Raw genomic sequence first — 17595 nt, forward strand, 5'->3', positions numbered from 1 at the left:
TTATTACAAACAGAAATGGCATGATGGATCAGCTAATCGCGTGTAAATACCAGGTAGTCCCCCTGAGCTTCCAGTTCAGTTTCAACCAGCGCTTATCGCTTCAATAGTTCGAATCTTCAAAATATGGTCGACCATGTATTAACAAAAATAAAAAATCCACGCTCAGGCGTGGATTTTTTTTAAACACAGAAAAATCAGCGAGCAGCGCTATTCGGGTAAACCGTCGCCGCTGGCAGAACGCGTTTATCGAGGCGATGCAGGCCATAATAGAGAATCGCCGTACCAAACCAGCCAATGATCCACGACACATCGTTGCCGTCGAATAGCCACGTCAGCGAGCCGTGGAAAAGCGGGTTCTCAATAAACGGCAGCTGAATCAGCACCCCGATGATATAAACCCCTATGCCAAACAGGTTCCAGCGGCCATAGCGCTTATCGGCATCAAACAGCGCGGGAATATCTACGGCTCGGGACGAAATAAAGAAGTAATCGGTCAGGCTAATGGCGCTCCACGGCACAAAGAAGGCCAGCAAGAACAGCAGGAAATGAGTGAAGTGTTTCAGGAATGCGGGTTCACTCAGCAGCGCAATGATGCATGAAGCCGCCACCATCAGCACCACAAACAGAATGCGGTTCTTCTGGCTCAGGGTCACCTGCTTGCGGAACCCTGACACAATGGTGGTCAGCGACATAAAGCTGCCGTAGGCATTCAGCGTGGTAAAAGTAATTTTGCCGAAGCAGATAGCAAAATAAATCAGCATCGCCATGGTTTCGGTTTTGCCCAGCCCCACAATGTAGCCGACTTCGTGTCCGGAAAAAGCGCTCCCGGCAATCGCAGCGGTGATAACGCCCAGCGTCATTGAAGCCTGAGTCCCCAGCACGGTGCCGCTGAACACCGAGAAAAACACCTTCGGACCAGACACGTCTCGCGGCAGGTAGCGCGAGTAATCGGAAACATAGGGGCAAAAGGCAATTTGCCAGGAAGAGGACAGCGACACCGCCAGCAAAAACATCGGCATGGAGAAATGGTTATTTTGCACAATGCCCGCGAGATCGGTGTTGAACAGCAGCGACCCAAACAGCCAGGCAAAAGCCAGCACGCCAACAACACTGGCGACCTTGCCAAGCTTATGGATCACGCGATACCCGAGCACGGCAATGACGATAATAATGGCGCTGAACAGGATCATCCCGCTGACATCGCTGATTGACAGCAAATGCGCCATTGCCTGCCCCGCCAGCACGGTGCCGCTGGCGGAAAAGCCGATATACATAATGCACACCAGCACCAGCGGAATCACCGCCCCGTAAACGCCAAACTGCGCCCGGGAGATGATCATCTGCGGCAGGCCAAGACGCGGCCCCTGCAAAGCGTGGAAGGACATGATCGATGCCCCCAGAACCTGCCCCACGAACAGCCCCACCAGCGACCAGACGACGTCGCCGCCCAGCACCACGGCCAGCGCGCCGGTGACAATCGCGGTGATCTGCAAATTGCCGCCGAACCAAAGAGTAAACTGGCTAAAAGGATGCCCGTGACGTTCCCCGTCAGGAATGTAATCAATAGATCGGCTCTCGCTTAGACATGAGCTCTTTTTGGACTGTTCTTCTGTGGATGAAAAGGAAGACATAACGACCTCGCTGAACCTGATTAAACGCCGGAAAACTCATCGCACATCAAATGATCACTCATGTATATACAAGCAATGCGCGCAAACCACACCCTGCTGATAATGAATTTGCGAACTAAGTTGTAGATTTTATGTAACCAAATTGATGTGTAGATGTACCAATATGAAAAACTGATGGTGAGCAGGCGTGGAAGACCGGCCCAAGGGTTGACGGGAGGGCGAACGTTGAGAAAAGAGGGAAACTAAGGCGTCAGTTAATGCCAAAAGAAACCCACGCTGACGGTGGGTTTCCTACATTACCGCCTGCCACACAGGCTGAACAAAATGGGGATTACAGTCCGGCGGGGCGCGGCACTTCGAAATAGTTACCGTTAATATCCTTCTGGTAATAGCTGCCGTTACGCACGTAATAGCGTTTGCCGTTGTAATCCAGCACGCTGATGCCAGAATTGATGCTGGACGGCGTCTCCACGCGAATGTATTCCGCTCCCTGACGCTGGTAATAAATCCCGTTGACCACGTAATAGGTCAGGCCGCCTACGATTATGGCCGTGGCAAGCCCTGGCAAAACGGTCAAACGCGGTCCGCCATAGAAATAATGCGGCCCCGGATAATAGCGCGGGCCAGACCAGAATCCAGGACCATGACCAAACCAGGGGCCAGGACGCGCCTGCGCCAGGGACGGCACAACAATCAGCGCAGACATAGCCAACACATACAGATACTTTTTCATCTTAAACTCTCCTGACCTGCGGCTGAGCGCGAGCATTCGCCCGCTTTATGTCGATTATAATCCCGCCGCCTCAGGCTTTTCCGTATAGGGAAAGTAAATCCGTGAAATCTCCACAATCCTGCTTCTGGCGTCTTTATTTATCCATAGATGTAAAAAATCCACGCAAAGCGTGGATTTTTTTATCTGCAAGAGCGCTGACGTGAATTTATTCGAAACAAACGTCAGGGTTATCCGCCAGGGAAACAAAGGATTTGCTGTTTTTATCCAGCGTGCGAATTTCACCGCTTTCGATATCGTAAACCCAGCCGTGCAGGCGCAGGCCGTTGTTACGCAGCCCTACCGCGACGGAAGGATGCGTTTTAATGTTGTTCAGCTGGGCGATAACGTTTTCTTCTACCATGGCGTTGACCTTATCGGTCTCGTTGTTCCAGGTTTTCTTTTCCACAACCGCTTTTGCCGCATCGGCATAGTGCAGCCAGTGCGCAACGGCCGGCATCGGATCCAGGCACTGGCAGGAGGCGATAGCTTTCATCGCACCGCAGTTAGAGTGCCCGCAAATCACAATATCGGTTACGCCAAGGGCAACAACCGCGTACTCGATGGTTGCCGAAACGCCGCCCGGCTCCGGACCGAAAGAAGGCACGATATTGCCGGCATTACGAATAACGAAGAGCTGCCCAGGTTCCTGCTGTGTTACCAGCTCCGGCACCAGTCGGCTGTCGGAACAGGAAATAAAAAGCGCTTTAGGATTTTGGCTGGACGCCAGGCTGCGAAAGAGCTCTTTGCGCTGCGGGAAAATCTCTTTCTGGAAGTTAAGAAAGCCTTCGATGATATGTTGCATAGCACGTTCTCTTGTTCTGTAGTGACCCCGACATGATAGAGATCACATTGAGTTAGTCCAGCCCCGACTCGCCAAAAGGCCGCTTTTTCTCTGGCGACAAAGCGGAATAAATCCACATTAAACGTGAATTTATTCCCTGCTACCGGCGGCAAATACTTAGCCGCATCGGGCTTTAATCGCCGAGACGTTTTTCTCCAGATTCGCCGGGTCGTATTCCGCCAGCTGAAAATTAAAACCTTGATTCCTTTGTAGATCCAGGCGCTCCTGGCGCAGCATATTCGGGTTACTGTCGACGTCGAACAGCTTAGCAATATGCCCCGGATCGATTCGCCCGTGCGCCATGTTCATAAAATGCGTATTGATATCGTTCAGCGAAACCGGCTGTGCAGCTTTCTTGCTCATCCAGTCGTCAAGACGCAGCGGGCGAGTCGCCCCTTCCCCTAAATCCGACTGATACAGAAACGCATCGCGCCTTGGTTTTGTGCTGGCCGGGAGATCAATCACGTAAGCATGGCCCATGCCTGCGTCATTCACGCGCAAAATAAAGTGTTTGTGGGCGGGTAAATTGGCAAGCTGTTGCTGAAGCTGGGGTAACGACATTGTTCGCCCGTGTTCAAAAGCGTAGCTGAAATGGTCGGTGTCGAGGAAAAGCTTCATCACGTTATTCGCCGTAACGCCGCAAACAGGCTCGTTAATGCGCTTGCTGCTGCCCAGCATCGCCTCAACTTCATGCTTAGGCATCCCCCACTCTCTGGCCGTATTTGAAATATTATCGTCTATCGCTTTCAGCAGCGCCGACGGGCTTTTATGGTGAATAGGTACCGAATTATCATCGCTGTTAAGCAGCACGTTGGCCCTCAGGTTTTTGCCGCTTAGCTTCGCGAAATCCTGCACCAACCGTGTGGACGGGTTATTCACGTTGCGGGACGACGATGCTGTGGCCGACGTTCTGGCGGTGCGGCTTGAATGGCCGCTTTGCGCCTGCAGGCGAGGATCGGACTGTGTAGGACGGAAAGTATTAAGGATGTTTCTCATCGGAGGGTATTCCACTCGTTGGGCAATTGAGGCTGAGTGGTAACGCCGGCGAGCCGGTTCCCCGACAGAGGTAAAAAACCCACGCCGCAGCGTGGGTAGCAGGATTATTTCAGATTCAATGGATTGGTTGATTTCAGATTGACATTATCCGCCAGGAGATTGACCTTCTTCGTCTCTTCCTTATCAAACGGGGTGCGTTTCTCATCGGTCAAACGCGCCGCAACGTAAGTCTGAACATATTCGGCGTTATGGGTCGCGCGGCTGGTTTCCACGCTCGCCAGATTGCCCTTTTTGAACGCCAGCGTTGTTTGGGTCGACGTTTCTTCACTAATCACATGATAAGTATAATTTTGTGAGGATTTCAGTCCCGTGAGGTCCAATTTTCCGCCCGAGACCAGCGACTCATGATAGCTGGCCTTGAGGCTCGCCTTTGTGCTCTGAGCCAGCTTGCTCAGGTCACCCCGGGTATCGGTGCTGCCCTGAGTGGTCTGGCTAAAGTCATAGGAAAAACTGTCTTTTTCCTCGGACTTGTAAGGGTTTGAGGCGACGTCCGACTGTTTAAAGGACGCGGTAAAATCAGCCAGCCCGCTCAAGTAAGAGCGTGCTTTATCTTCTGCAGAAACAGTGATGCTTTGCTGTATCCCACTGGTTTTCGATTCGTTAGAGCCATAATCGCTGTTCAGCGCGTGGAAGGCGCTTTTAAACAGGGCAAGCTGGGCTTTGTTCGCATGGCCGCGGGATCCGGCTCCGTCGAGCTGTTTCTCATAGGCGGAAAGCGCCTGGACCTGCTGACTTTTGCTGCCCAATGTCCCCGCGTTACTGAGGTCGGTCGTCAGGTTAAACGTGGCGTCGCCGTCTTTATAACTGAGCGTGCGCCGAGCGCTGTCGCTCTGGAAACTCAGAGACTGAATTGAGCTGCCGGCCTGGCTGACATCGGTGTTCAGCTCCACGGACTTGAACAGCCTGCTATCAACGTTGAGCAGTCCGCCAATTTTTATCGCCGGTGGCTGCTGCGACAGGCCATCAAGCACGTTCTGGAAGCCATCCGCCAGGCCCGAGATCGCCGCCACGTCATCGTCGGTCAGATCGCCGCCGCTGGTCTGAACTTGCGCGACCAGGCCTTCAGACTGGCGGGATAACGAAATGCTGACCTTTACGCCGCTCTTTGTCTCGATATTCAGCGCGACAGCGCTGTCTTTGTCCTGCACAACGTCGCCCTCTACGGCGGCGGCCGCAGGCGAGGCAACCGCCAGAGAGAAACCTTTCGGATTATCTTTCAGCGCCAGCAGAAGCTCTTTACCCAGCCCCTGAAACGAGACAGAACCCGGCTGCGAAAGGGTTGCCCCCATCAGCGCGGATAAACTGCTGTTGCCTGCGGGCGTATTCGCCCGAAGCTTTTGGGCACCGAACGAATAAACGGCGCTGATGCTGTCGCTCGCTCCGCTGAGGGTAACGCGCGTTGAGGCCTGGATCGCCGGGGCGGGGACCACCGGAGCTTTAACCTTTGCCGCAATATTTGCCCCCATCGAGGGAACAGAAACGCCAATGCTGCCAATCGGACCTGTCATTTAATTCATCCCATATTGTTGGTCTGCAAAAAATATCGGCCCGGGCGGGGCTAACTTGAGTGCGAAAGCACCCACGGACAAACGTGCCTACCGCAGCGTATAGCCGCCATCGCAATAAATTGTACTGCCTGTAATGTTATGATTATCCAGTAGAAAAAGTGCCGTTGCGGCCTGTTCATCTACGTGTCCTGGGCGACCATTTAACGCCAGACTGTTCCAATATTGGTAGGTAGATTCACGCACTTCGGCCGGTCGGCTACGCCAAAGTTCGCTGTCGGTGGTACCCGGCGACAGGCAGTTGACCCGCACCGGCTTCAGCTCCACCGCCAGGCCCCGGGCCAGTCCCTCAAGCGCCGCGTTACAGGCGGCATAGGCGGGCGCACCAATGGGGCGGGCAGAAGCGGCACCGGACATCAGCACCACGGCAGAGGAAGTATGCAGATTAGGAAGCGCCTCATAGACGGCCCAATACTGTGACCAGAATTTGGCCTGAAACAGCGCTTCGGACGTGGCGGCATCGCCATCGCGAAAATCGCCAGTTTGATAAGAGGCCGCCGGAGTAAACAACCCAGCCAGCGGCCCGGCATCCGAAAAGAATGCCCGGAGAGACAGGCGGTCGGTCACGTCCACCGTTTTACCTGCGGCATTTTGGCCAAGCTCAGCTAATGCCGCCTGCAGTTTTTCCCCCGATCGTCCGCCGATAAGGACGCTGTCTCCGCGAGACGTCAGCTTTCGGGCAAGCGCCAGCCCGATACCAGAGCTGCCGCCCAAAATAGCATAACGTGCATTGGCCATGATTTTCTCCTCGTGAACTTGCAGGCCAGCATTAAAACCTGAAAGCCCGGAGGCGGATAGCTCAATAGCGGATATGCATTTTCATCGGGTAACTAACGCGTTAGCTGCTTCAACACCTGCGCGAAGTCCGCTTTGATCTCTGCGTCTTTCTCATGCCGCCCTTCTCGTATTACCCATTTCCCGCCGGTCACAACGTCTTTGATTGGGTTAGAAGAGCAGGCAAAAATCCAGCGGTTCAACAGCTCGCTATCTTTCGCTGTCGCCAGGAACGGATCGTCCCCGTCCAGCACCAGCCAGTCGGCCCGCGCCCCTACGGCCAGCTCGCCAATGTTTTGCCCCAGCCCCATGCGCCCGCCGTGTAGCGCCCCCTGGTAGAGCACGTTGCCGACATAAGGCTCCGTTTCAAGGTGCAACAAATTGCGGCGGCGGTTATTCAGCCGCTGGCCGTATTCAAACCAGCGTAAATCCTCGCTAACGCTGACGCTGATATGGCTGTCGGAGCCAATGCCCCAGTTGCCGCCCTGCTGCAAAAACGCCTGCCCGGGGAAAATGCCGTCCCCGAGATTCGCTTCGGTGGTCAAACACAACCCGGCAACTGCGCCGGAATCAGCCATAAGTCGCGTTTCGCTTTCGGTGATGTGGGTGGCGTGAATCAGGCACCAGCGATCATCGACGGGCATATTGTCATACAGCCACTCGACGGGACGCAGCCCGGACCAGGCGAGGCAGTCCGCCACCTCTTTCTGCTGCTCGGAAATATGAATATGCACCGGCTGAGGCTGCGGCTGGCTGGACAGCACCAGATGCATTTGTTCCGGCGTCACGGCACGCAGCGAATGGAAGCACAACCCAGCGCGCTGCATCGGCTCCGGGGCAAGCGCTGTGGCAATGCTGTCATACAGCTTCAGGTAGCTGTCGGTGTCGTTAATAAAGCGACGCTGTCCCGACGATGCGGGCTGCCCCCCGAAACCGGAATACGTATATAGCACCGGGAGCAGCGTCAGGCCAATGCCGACGTTTTTTGCAGCCTGAGCCACGCGCAGCGCCAGTTCCGCAGGCTGCGCGTAGGCTTTGCCGTCCACATCGTGATGCAGATAGTGAAACTCGGCCACCGAGGTATAGCCGGCTTTTAACATTTCGATATACAGATAGCTGGCGATGGTCTCCAGTTGTTCCGGGGTGATTTTGCCCACCAGGCGATACATTAGATCGCGCCACGTCCAGAAGCTGTCTGCCGGGTCGCCAACGACTTCCGTCAGCCCCGCCATCGCCCGCTGAAAAGCGTGCGAATGCAGGTTCGGCATCCCCGGCACAACAACGCCGTCCAGGCGAATATCGCCTTCATCCGGCACGCTGTCAGCGACCACGGACTGAATGACGCCCTCGGGCGAAACGCCCACTCTGACATTTTCCGCCCAGCCCTGCGGCAGAAGCGCTTTTGCCGCGAAATATACCGCCATATCAGCACCCCGGTTCGATGTTAATCAATTGTATATACATGCATGTATATATACATCCAAATAGGGGTAGAGTAAACTTTAAAGGATACCCGGGCGAGGAATGATGAATGGCACAAAACGACGTTTTTAAAGCAGCGGCAGAGACCGACAATCTGGACCAGCCGGCCCCCTATTATGAAAGGGTCAAAATCATTATTAAGACCAATATTCATAGTGGATTATGGCCAGTAAACTACCGGGTTCCCTCCGAAAGTGAACTGGTGAATCAGTTTGGCTACAGCCGCATGACCATCAACCGCGCCCTGCGTGAACTGACCGCCGAAGGTCTGCTGGTGCGTATGCAGGGCATCGGGACTTTCGTCGCCGAAGTGCGCGGGCAGTCCGCGCTGCTCGAAATCAATAATATTGCCGACGAAATTGCCAGCCGCGGCCACCGTCATCACGCCCGCGTGCTGGAGCTAACCCAGGTGTATGCCGACGCGCAGCAGGCCATGGCCTTCAATTTACCCAAGGGCAGCCGCCTGTTCCATTCGCTGATTTGCCACTACGAAAACGGCGTGCCGGTGATGCTGGAAGACCGCCTGGTGAACTCGCTGATCGTGCCGGATTACTTCCAGCAGGATTTCACCCGTATCACGCCCAACGCCTATCTCTCGTCCATCGCGCCCATCGTTGAAGGTGAGCATATTATTGAGGCGGTAAACGTGCCTCGCGAAGAGTGCGCGTATCTGGAAATCGACGAGCACACGCCTTGCCTGCAGGTCAATCGTCGCACCTGGACCGGCCGCCAGAACAAAAAAATCGTCACCAGCGTGCGCCTGGTTTACCCGGGTTCACGCTACCGCCTCGAAGGAAGCATGCACAAATGATCCAGCTTCTGCCCTACGAGCAGTGCCCGGAAATGCTCTGGAAAAACGGCCAGGGCGTGACGCGGGAAATTTATCGTTTCCCGGCGACGGATAACTACGCCTGGCGCATTTCGGTGGCGACCATCCGCCAGGACGGCCCCTTCTCTCTTTTTTCAGGCTATCTGCGCAATATCAGCGTGCTGGAAGGCGAAGGTATGTATCTCACCGTCGACGGCGAACAAAGCCCGCTGATTCCACCGTTCCAGGCCACGGATTTTAGCGGCGACAGCGAAGTCAGCTGTGCGATTGTCGGCGGGCCGCTGCTGGACTTTAACGTCATCTATAAAGCAGAGAGCACGCGAGCCACGGTAAGCTGGCTGCGGGAAGGCACCTGGAAACACCAGCAGGGTACACAGCTGCTATTTAATGCCGGTGACGTTCTGGAGGTTGAGGTCAACGGTGAACGCCAGGTATTACAACACTACGACAGCCTGTTGATGAGCGCCCCGGCCACGGTCAGCGTGGTTTCTGCGGCCTCTTCCCTTTTCGCTCGCGTCACCCTTTCGGCATAAAAAAACCGGCAGACTGGCTGCCGGTTTCAGCGTTATCTCACTTCATCGCCCCTTAAACTCGGGCGATTGCTTATTTTTAAACGCCGCCAGCCCCGCCGCCCGGTCTTCGCTGTCGGCAATTAACGCAGAGAGCGATCGCTCGTAGGCCACGCCCGCACTCAGCGGCATTTCGTAGCTGGCCGCCACGGCTTTTTTGATCATCATCGCGGCAAGCGGCGCGGCTTTTGCCACCTGAGTCGCCAGCGCTAAAGCCTGCTCTTCCAGCGAGTCCGTCACGCGGCTGACAAGCCCGGCACGCAGCGCTTCCTGCGCGTCAATTCTTCTGCCGCTTAACAGCATGTCCATCGCCAGCGATTTGCCCACGGCACGCACCAGCCGCTGCGTCCCGCCCGCCCCGGGGATAATCCCGATGTGGCTTTCCGGCAGGCCAAAGACGGCGCTTGAATCGGCGATAATAATGTCGCACAGCAGCGCCAGCTCCAGGCCACCGCCGAGGGCGTAGCCAGACACGGCGGCAATCAGCGGCGTTTCAATGCTCACCACCTGGTCCCACTTCTCGCTGAATCCGCTGCGCCATAATGTTGTCGCCGAAGCAGACGCCAGCGTGCCGGTATCCGCCCCGGCAGAAAACGCTTTGGGAGAGCCAAGCAAAACGATCGCCCTGACGTCCGGTCGCCCGTCCAGCTCGGTTAAGACGCCGAGCAGCTCATCAAGCATTTCAGCCGTGAGCGCATTGTATTTCTGTGGCCGATTGAGCGTCACCACCGCAACCGCGCCATCAACGTGAGAAAGGATATCACTCATGCTTCTCTCCCCCGGTTAGCTGCCTGACGATTTCATCCCGGTGGCGCATTCCAGCTGCGGCGGTCTCTGCGGTCCACGCATAGAAGCCCTCCCCGCTTTTCACGCCGAGCTTACCGTCGGCCACTTTGGCTTTCAGCCACACCGGGAGTTCAGCGCTGTTATCCAATTCGGGCAGTAAAATACCGGCCACTTTCTCTACCGTATCCAGCCCGGCAAAATCCATTAGCTTCATCGGCCCCATCGCCGCCCAGCGGGGCGCCAGCGTGCGCTGCACCGCGCGGTCAACATCCTCTACGGAGCCGATTCCGGCATCCACCAGGTAAAGCGCCTCGCGCAGCATCGCGTACTGCAGCCGGTTGATAATAAAACCCGGAATATCCCGGTTGACGACGATAGTCTCTTTCCTCAGGTGCTGGCAGATGTCCCGCACGCGCTGGCAGATGTCATCCCCGGTCTGTGCCCCGCGCACAATCTCGATCATCGGCATGGTATCCGCCGGGTTAAACCAGTGCATACCGATCAGCCGCTGCGGCTGGCTCAAGGCCGAGGCCAGCAGCGTAATAGACACGCTTGAAGTGTTCGTCGTGATAACGCAATGCTCACTCACCAGGCGCTCGACATCCCTCAGCACGCGCTGTTTGAGCGCCACGTCTTCGGCAACGTTCTCGGACACCAGGTCGGCGTCGCTCAGGCAAGTCTCAAAGGAGGTGGTGAACTCTACGGCTTCACCAGCGCCGAGCGATGCCACAATAGTCCGCGCTTTATCGAGCGTCGGCTCAGAGCGCGACCACAGGCTAACGCGGTAGCCCGCTCGCGCCATCACCACGGCGATGCGCGCGCCCATCGTTCCGGCCCCGACCACCGCCACTTTATTTATTTGCACCATTTTCGTTCTCCGCCGGTTAAATGACGCCCTGCGCCTTGAGCTGCGCCAGCGTTGCCTCGTCGATAGCCAGTAATTCTCGCAGCACGCTGGCCGTATGCTCACCCAGCCCAGGCGGCACCAGCGCGGGCTCGGCCTGCATGGCGCTCATTTTCACCGGCTGCGGAACAATAGAGATGGTGCCTGCCGTCGGGTGCGTCACCTGCTTAACGAGTTCACGTTCCTTCGCATAGTCGCTGGTCAGAATCTGGTCGAGACGCAGCACGGCAGAAGCAGGGACGCCCGCATGGTCCAGAATGGCCTGAGCATCGTTCACCGTTTTATCCGCCAGCCAGCGCTCAATTTCTTCCCGCAGTGGCCGCTGGTTCGCCAGGCGTAGCGGATCGGTGAGATACAGTGGATCGCTTGTCAGTTCGGGCTTATTCATCGCCGAGCAAAGCTGGCGGAAAAGTTTATCGTTGGCGACGGCAATGACAATGTGGCCATCCTGCGCCGGATAGCTGTCCATCGGGGCGCTAATCGGGTGCGCGTTGCCCAGCCGCCCGGCGGAAGGCTGCCCGCCGATCCACTGGGTCAGGGAAACCATTTGCATCGTCACCATCGTGTCGAGCATCGACACATCAAGATGCTGCCCTTTGCCGCTGATCCCGCGCTGCAGCAACGCCGCGAGCACAGCCCAACTGCCGTACAACCCGGCCACAACATCCCCAATGGCATCGCCGACGCGTGTTGGCTCTCCTTCCGCCCAGCCGGTGACCTGCATAATGCCGCCGTAGGCCTGCACGATATGGTCGTAGGCAGCTTTGTGTGCCATCGCCCCGTGCTGCCCAAACCCGGAAATGCTGGCGTAAACCAGCCGTGGGTTGATTTCCTGCAGCGTCGCGTAGTCGATGCCGAGGCGTTTGGTTACGCCCGGACGGAAGTTCTCCACCAGCACATCGGCCTGCGCCACCAGTTGCTTAAGAATGGCTAACCCCTCCGGTGCCTTTAAATCCAGAGTGACGCTTTTCTTGCCGTGGTTAAGCTGCATGAAGTAGCTGCTTTCCCCGCCGATGTGCGGGGTGAAGCTACGGGAGTCATCCCCGCTGCCCGGCATCTCAATCTTGATGACTTCCGCCCCGAGATCGTTCAGCAGCGAGGCGCACCACGGGCCGGCCAGCACACGGGATAAATCAAGCACTCTGACGCCTTTCAGCGGTTGCAAAGCTTCACTCATGTTCGGACTCCTCAACCAGGGCGAGCAGCCGTTGGCTCAGCTCACCCTCAGCAATCAAATCGCGCACGGCGTGCATATCCGGGTAAAGCGCCGTGTCTGTCTCACGGAATGGCACACGGGCGCGCACCATGCTCAGCGTTAACTCCGCGCCAACCGAGGCGCGAAGCGGGCGGTGAAACTCCAGCGCCTGGCTGGCGCACAGCAGCTCGATGGCAACGATATCCACCGCGTTGCTCACCGCCAGCATGGCTTTTCGCGCCGAAGAAACGCCCATGCTGATATGGTCTTCCTGCCCGGCGCAGGTGGTGACGGTATGCACGCTCGACGGCGCGGCCAGGCTGCGGTTATCCCCCGCCAGCGCGGCGGCCACGTAAGGCGGGATCATCATCCCGGAGTTCGCGCCGCTTCTGCCCACCAGAAAGGCAGGCAGGCCGCTCAGGTGCACGTTGGTAATACGATCCGACCGCGCCTGGGACGCCGTGCTGACCTGGGCAATGGCAACGGCCAGAGAATCCAGCGCCAGCGCCAGCGGCGCACCGTGCCCGTTGCCACCGGGCAGAATAACCAGCGCATCTTCTTCGATAAGGAAGACCGGGTTATCGGTCACCGAATTGAGTTCGATAGTCACAATCTGACGGCAATGGGCGAGCTGGTCGCGCACCGCGCCGTGAATTTGCGGAATGCAGCGCAGGCTGAGCGCATCCTGCACCCGATGGTCGCGGTAGCGGGCAAAGATCTCGCTGCCGCTCAGTAACCGGCGAAGAATCGCGGCGGTTTTCTGCTGCCCATCGTGCGGACGCAGGGCGTGCAGACGGGCATCATAGCCACGAGTATTGCCCTTCAGCGCCTCAAGGCACATACCGCCGGCCATGTCCGCCACCGGCAGCAGCCGCTCAAAATCATGCACGGCAAGGCACGCCAGGCCGGTGATTTCGTAGGTGCCGCTGATCAGCGCATGGCCTTCGCGCGGGCCAGGCACTCGGGGAGCAATCCCCGCTTTTGCCAAAGCTTCGGCGGACGGCAGAAGCTCGCCCTGATACCAGCACTGCCCCTCGCCAAACAGAGACAGTCCGATATGCGCCGTCGCAATTAAATAGCCGACCGAGCCGCTGGCCGGTGACCATGGCGTCACCTGCCGGTTAAGCATTTCGGCCATGCGTGTCGCCAGCTCGGCGCTGACGCCGCTATACCCCTGCAGCAGCGACTTCAGCATTACCGCCATCATGGCGCGCACTTCACGCACGGACAAATCTGGCCCCATCCCGCAGGCGTGGCTGCGCAGCATATTGAGCTGCACGCTGGCGATTTGGTCGGCGGAAAGGCGCTCCGTCACCAGGTCGCCTACCCCGGTGGTCAGGCCGTAGATCACCTGCCCCTCATCTATTGCCCGTCGAATATAGCCGCTGACGTGGTTCATATTCGCCAGGGCTTCGGGGGCCAGTTCGACCGGCGCCCCGTCGGCAATGCGTACCAGCTCGTCAATGGTGGTTTGCGCCCTGCCTAAGGTGACGGTTTCATGGGAACGTGCGGTGGAGCCAGTTTGTCTTGTCATCGTTCGCCCTTACTTGCTCAGACCATGTTTAACCAGCCACTGATGCGCCACGTCATCAATGCTGGCAAATTCCGCAAGCTGCCCGTTCATGGCGATCAGATCCGCGGTGGTCAACTGAGCCGAGACTTTATTCAGCGTGCCCTCAATCGTCGGATTCAGCGTAGTAGTGGCCACAATCGGGACGATATTTTGCGCCGCAAACAGGTTTTTCGGATCGGCCAGCGCCACCAGATGGTCTTTCTGAATTTCCGGCGTGGTTGAGGTTAAATCCGCCGCCTGAATTTGGTTGTTCTTCAGCGCGGTCAGCGTCAGCGGGCCAGCCACGTCCAGCACTTTGAAGCTCTTGAAGTTCAGGCCATACACTTCTTTCAGCCCCGGCACGCCTTCGTGACGCGTTTTCCATTCGGCCGGGCCGCCCAGAATCAGCTCCGCCGCGTGAGGCTTCAGGTCTTCAATGGTTTTGAGGTTGTATTTATCCGCCGTTTTTTTGGTGACGGCGATAACGTCGCTGTTTTGCGCCACGGAGGTATTCAGCATTTTCACTTTGGCCGGCAGCTTCGCCGCCAGCGCGGTCGCCACTTCGTCAGAACTGTGCGCCGTATTCTTGGCATCCAGGTAGCTCAGCAGCGCGCCGCTGTACTCCGGGATAACATTAATGGAGCCGTCCAGCAGGGCCGGAATGTAAACTTCGCGGCTGCCGATGTTGAGCTTCTTCTCCACCGGGATGTTCTGTGCTTCCAGCGCCCCGGCGTAAATCGTCGCCAGCAGCTGGTTTTCCGGGAAGTCAGCCGAGCCAATAATTACCTTCTGCCCCGCATCTGCCGCCCACGCGGAGGAAACAACGGACAGCATCGCGGCACTCAACAGCGTCAAACAACGTTTCTTCATATTCATCGCTTTCACCTTGTGTAATTAACGGGCTCAACATCACTTGGTTTTGATACGTCGGGAAATGCCGTGGGACACCACGTACTTCACCGAAAGGGAAAAGAACACATCTACGAGCAGCGCCAGAATGGCAACGAGCACCGCGCCAGCGGTCATCTGAGCAAAATCGTTCGCCGCACGGCCATCGATAATCAACCGCCCCAGGCCGCCAAGGGAGACGTAGGCCGCGATGGTAGCAGTAGAGATAATCTGCAGCGTGGCGCTGCGAATGCCGGACAGAATCAACGGCGTGGCGCAGGGTAACTCCACCTGAGTCAGCACCTGGAACGGCGTCAGACCGATGCCTTTGGCGGCGTCGTGCACGCTGGGGTCAACGGAGCGAATCCCCGCATGCACGCCCAGCGCTATCGGCGGCAGGGCTAATACCACCAGCACGATGATGCATGGCAGAATAAAGGCCATGTCGGACTCGAAGTAGCCTGCCATCAGAATAACCAGCAGGATAATCAGGCCAAACGACGGCAGGGAGCGCAGCGCGTTGGTGGTGCCAATCAGCAGCGCCTCCCCTTTGCCGGTATGGCCGGTGTAACAGCCCACCGGAAACGCAATGGCTATCGCTATCGCCAGTGCCACCGCGCTGTAGCCGATATGCTGCGCCAGCAGCGGAAGAATACCGTCATCGCCATACCAGTGGCTGAGCGTAAAGAACCAGTCAGACATACTTTATCCCCTTGTTGGCTGCCAGCGGCTTAATGAGCGGGTGACGGCCACAACCACGCAGTCGAGCACGAAAGCCAGCACGATACACAGCACGATGCCGGCAATAATCGGTGTCAGAAACTGCAGCTGAAACCCCTGGGTAAACAGCGACCCGAGCTGCGGGGCACCGATCAGCGCGGCGACGGAAACGATGCTGACGTTAGACACCACGGCAACCCGCATCCCGGAGCCAATCACCGGCACCGCCAGCGGCAAATCAACCTGGAAAAACTGGTGCACCGGTTTGTAGCCGAGGGCAAAGGCGGACTGCCGGGTGTCGGTGGGTACTGAATCCAGCCCGTCGCACACGGTTCTGACCAGCAGCGCAAAGCTATAAATTGTCAGCGCCACCACCACGTTGATCGGGTCGAGGATCTGCGTGCCGAGCAGCGGCGGCAGCAGCACAAACAGCGCCAGAGACGGGATGGTGTACAGCAGCCCGAACAGGTTAAGAATGACGCCCTTCACGCGCGGCATACTGCTCACCAGCCAGCCAGCCGGAATGGCCAGCAGCAGACCAATCAGGATCGGCGTCACCGAAAGGTAGAGATGCCACAGCAGCAAATGGAAAATTTTGTCGCTCTGCGCCCACAGCCAGTCAAATCTCATACCGCCTCCCGCGCCATCGACTTGCAGGCATCCAGGACGTGATCCAGCCCCAGCGTCCCCAGCACTTCTGCCCGCTCGCCAATCACCACCGCCCGGTGGCACGGCGAGCTGAGCGCAGAGTCAAGCATCTGGCGCAGCGTGCCGGTTTGCGGGAAGAAGGTGGCGCCCAGATTAATGTGCTCCGGCACCACGGCCTCAACCTGCTGATGCGTATCAAACCAGCCGCAGGCTTTGCCTTCGCGGGTGACCAGCAGCCAGCGCTGCACCGCAATGTTGCGAGCCATATCAATAGGCGTACCAACTTCGGCGGTAGGCTCCGTTTGCATTGAGGCCAGCGGCCCGGAATTGTAGAAACTCAGCTTGCGATAGCCGCGGTCGCGGCCAATAAAGTCGGCGACAAAATCACTCTGCGGGGCGTTAAGCAGTTCACCCGGGGATGCCATCTGCCCCAGCTTGCCGCCGGGCTTCAGGACCGCGACCAGATCGCCCAGCTTCATCGCCTCATCAATATCGTGAGTCACCATAATGATGGTTTTACTCACTTCCTTTTGAATGCGGAGAAACGCCTCCTGCAACTGGTCACGCACCACCGGGTCCACGGCGCTAAAGGGTTCATCCATCAGCATGAACTCCGGGTCAGCGGCCAACGCTCGGGCAACCCCGACACGCTGCTGCTGGCCGCCGGAAAGCTGCCACGGATAGCGTTTGGCCAGCTGCGGGGCCAGGCCGACGACTTCCAGCAGTTCCCCCGCTCGCGCACGGGCTTTAGCCTTAGGCATGCCGTTGAGGATCGCGGTGGTAGCAATGTTGTCGATGATGTTTCGATGCGGGAACAGGCCCGCATTCTGAATAACGTAGCCAATACGGCGGCGCAGCTGCACCACGTCCATGGCGGAGGTGGATTCGCCGTTAAGCAGAATGTCGCCGGAAGACGGCTCAATCAGCCGATTAATCATGCGCAGTGACGTTGTTTTCCCACAACCGGAAGGGCCTACCAGCACGGTGATCTTGCCGCCGGGTGCGGTGAGATTCAGTCCATCCACCACGACCGTGCCGTCGTCATAAAACTTGGTCACATTGTTGAAAGTAATCATCGCTACGCCTCATGGTCATCTGGCTGCCGAAGAAATGAACGGCTGCGTAAAAAAGCTATGTATAGCATTGTATGTACAATGTGCAAAGCCTGTGCCATAACAAATACGCAACATTAAAAACAATCAAATTTATTGTTTAAAAACAAATAAATAATGAATTTATTAAATTTTAAGTGTGATCAATCCGTGATTTTTATCAGGATTAAACGGTGCCTTCCGGGGGATTTGCCAGCTATCTGAACTGCTATTTTTGCCCCAAAAAGGATCAATCTCTTTGTAAAGAGCGCCAAAATGGTGCGCAAGAGGT

General features: G+C 57.1%; 17 protein-coding genes. 2 read left to right on the forward strand and 15 right to left on the reverse strand.

All coding sequences use genetic code 11. The features are described from left to right. Positions 1 to 194 precede the first annotated feature (194 nt). From AAIE02_RS08655 to AAIE02_RS08685, 7 genes are all read right to left on the reverse strand, one after another. Positions 195 to 1631 carry a purine-cytosine permease family protein gene (locus AAIE02_RS08655; RefSeq protein WP_498532370.1) on the reverse strand — a complete coding sequence of 479 codons (1437 nt, stop codon included), beginning with the start codon at positions 1629 to 1631 and terminating at the stop codon, positions 195 to 197. A 331-nt stretch (positions 1632 to 1962) separates the two neighbouring features. Then, on the reverse strand, positions 1963 to 2364 hold the full coding sequence (locus AAIE02_RS08660) for a DUF6515 family protein (protein WP_498532371.1): 402 nt from the start codon (positions 2362 to 2364) through the stop codon (positions 1963 to 1965). A gap of 205 nt (positions 2365 to 2569) precedes the next feature. Then, positions 2570 to 3205, reverse strand: coding sequence for a carbonic anhydrase (locus AAIE02_RS08665; RefSeq protein ID WP_008454155.1), 636 nt, complete (start codon positions 3203 to 3205; stop codon positions 2570 to 2572). Positions 3206 to 3361: 156 nt separating this feature from the next. Further along, entirely contained in the window at positions 3362 to 4240 is an 879-nt protein-coding gene (locus AAIE02_RS08670; RefSeq protein ID WP_498532372.1) for a cycle-inhibiting factor, read from the reverse strand. A gap of 104 nt (positions 4241 to 4344) precedes the next feature. After that, positions 4345 to 5808, reverse strand: coding sequence for a hypothetical protein (locus AAIE02_RS08675; RefSeq protein ID WP_498532373.1), 1464 nt, complete (start codon positions 5806 to 5808; stop codon positions 4345 to 4347). Between the two features lie 87 nt (positions 5809 to 5895). Beyond that, entirely contained in the window at positions 5896 to 6603 is a 708-nt protein-coding gene (locus AAIE02_RS08680) for an SDR family oxidoreductase (RefSeq protein ID WP_336818155.1), read from the reverse strand. Positions 6604 to 6695: 92 nt separating this feature from the next. Continuing rightward, positions 6696 to 8063 (reverse strand): formimidoylglutamate deiminase, encoded by a 1368-nt coding sequence (locus tag AAIE02_RS08685; RefSeq protein ID WP_498532374.1) that lies wholly within the window; start codon positions 8061 to 8063, stop codon positions 6696 to 6698. A 107-nt stretch (positions 8064 to 8170) separates the two neighbouring features. On the opposite strand from AAIE02_RS08685, the gene hutC reads away from it, so the two are divergent. Next, a complete protein-coding gene (hutC, locus tag AAIE02_RS08690) occupies positions 8171 to 8932 on the forward strand; it encodes a histidine utilization transcriptional repressor HutC (RefSeq protein WP_008454147.1) in 762 nt (253 codons plus the stop codon). Then, positions 8929 to 9483, forward strand: coding sequence for a HutD/Ves family protein (locus AAIE02_RS08695; protein WP_498532375.1), 555 nt, complete (start codon positions 8929 to 8931; stop codon positions 9481 to 9483). The genes hutC and AAIE02_RS08695 overlap by 4 nt, the downstream gene beginning before the upstream one ends. A 42-nt stretch (positions 9484 to 9525) precedes the next feature. Here the strand turns inward: AAIE02_RS08695 and AAIE02_RS08700 are convergent, their stop codons facing one another. The 8 genes from AAIE02_RS08700 to AAIE02_RS08735 are packed head-to-tail and all read right to left on the reverse strand — an operon-like array spanning position 9526 to position 17288. Then, positions 9526 to 10287, reverse strand: coding sequence for an enoyl-CoA hydratase-related protein (locus tag AAIE02_RS08700; RefSeq protein ID WP_498532376.1), 762 nt, complete (start codon positions 10285 to 10287; stop codon positions 9526 to 9528). Further along, complete coding sequence (locus AAIE02_RS08705) at positions 10280 to 11173, reverse strand: 3-hydroxyacyl-CoA dehydrogenase family protein (RefSeq protein ID WP_498532377.1); 894 nt, start codon at positions 11171 to 11173, stop codon at positions 10280 to 10282. The genes AAIE02_RS08700 and AAIE02_RS08705 overlap by 8 nt, the downstream gene beginning before the upstream one ends. A 16-nt stretch (positions 11174 to 11189) precedes the next feature. Continuing rightward, complete coding sequence (locus AAIE02_RS08710) at positions 11190 to 12386, reverse strand: CaiB/BaiF CoA transferase family protein (RefSeq protein WP_498532378.1); 1197 nt, start codon at positions 12384 to 12386, stop codon at positions 11190 to 11192. After that, on the reverse strand, positions 12379 to 13938 hold the full coding sequence (locus AAIE02_RS08715) for an HAL/PAL/TAL family ammonia-lyase (protein WP_166873211.1): 1560 nt from the start codon (positions 13936 to 13938) through the stop codon (positions 12379 to 12381). Before AAIE02_RS08715 ends, AAIE02_RS08710 begins: the two co-directional genes overlap by 8 nt. A gap of 9 nt (positions 13939 to 13947) precedes the next feature. Next, a complete protein-coding gene (locus AAIE02_RS08720) occupies positions 13948 to 14832 on the reverse strand; it encodes an ABC transporter substrate-binding protein (protein ID WP_008454135.1) in 885 nt (294 codons plus the stop codon). Between the two features lie 33 nt (positions 14833 to 14865). Then, complete coding sequence (locus AAIE02_RS08725) at positions 14866 to 15546, reverse strand: ABC transporter permease (RefSeq protein WP_498532379.1); 681 nt, start codon at positions 15544 to 15546, stop codon at positions 14866 to 14868. 3 nt (positions 15547 to 15549) lie between these two features. Then, positions 15550 to 16194 carry an ABC transporter permease gene (locus tag AAIE02_RS08730; RefSeq protein ID WP_008454132.1) on the reverse strand — a complete coding sequence of 215 codons (645 nt, stop codon included), beginning with the start codon at positions 16192 to 16194 and terminating at the stop codon, positions 15550 to 15552. Continuing rightward, entirely contained in the window at positions 16191 to 17288 is a 1098-nt protein-coding gene (locus tag AAIE02_RS08735) for an ABC transporter ATP-binding protein (RefSeq protein WP_498532380.1), read from the reverse strand. Before AAIE02_RS08735 ends, AAIE02_RS08730 begins: the two co-directional genes overlap by 4 nt. Positions 17289 to 17595 lie beyond the last annotated feature (307 nt).

The sequence above is a fragment of the Cedecea sp. Ae19-4 genome (genome assembly GCF_059801165.1).